The sequence below is a fragment of the Vibrio sp. 05-20-BW147 genome (genome assembly GCF_013369385.1).
In the GTDB taxonomy this organism is placed as follows: Bacteria; Pseudomonadota; Gammaproteobacteria; order Enterobacterales; family Vibrionaceae; genus Vibrio; species Vibrio floridensis.
Window position 1 is genome coordinate 1 of record NZ_SZTO01000098.1, and the last position, 535, is coordinate 535.

Here is a 535-nt window from a genome sequence, read left to right on the forward strand (position 1 = left end):
AATACCGGCCTGTCACGCCGGGGGTCGCGGGTTCGAGTCCCGTCCGCTCCGCCACTTATTCGAGAGTCGTCTCATTAAACACGAACTGCAGGGGTGTAGCTCCAATTGGCAGAGCAGCGGATTCCAAATCCGCGTGTTGGGAGTTCGAATCTCTCCACCCCTGCCATATTTCTTCAAAGGAATTTATTAAAGTCTCAACTATGTTGAGACTTTTTTGTTTTAGACCAATCTGGAAAATTGACTGGTCAGGTCTATCCATCTTCTCGAGCACATCTGTCTGACTCTGGCCGAACATTCCAAAAAACGATTCCAAGCCCTACATACTTTAGAGACAATGTCTTCGTAATCCGCAAAAGATTGATTGGCGAGATAGTGTTGTCTTAACCAACTCCACACTTGTTCTATCGGGTTTAGCTCTGGTGAATAGGGTGGGAGCTTGATGATACTGACATTATCAAATGGCTCAGCAATGTCATTGCTATGCCAACCCGCGCCATCCATAATGACCACTGCGTGACGACCTTTTTCGGTCACC

1 protein-coding gene and 1 tRNA gene are annotated in these 535 nt (G+C 47.5%); one reads left to right on the top strand and one right to left on the bottom strand.

Going from position 1 to position 535, the window contains the following annotated elements:
- Window positions 1–89 precede the first annotated feature (89 nt).
- A tRNA-Trp gene (locus FC652_RS20235) sits at window positions 90–166 on the top strand.
- 53 nt (window positions 167–219) lie between these two features.
- Here the strand turns inward: FC652_RS20235 and FC652_RS20240 are convergent.
- Window positions 220–535 (bottom strand): transposase (locus tag FC652_RS20240; protein WP_176299915.1); only part of this gene is annotated, 316 nt, incomplete at its 5' end.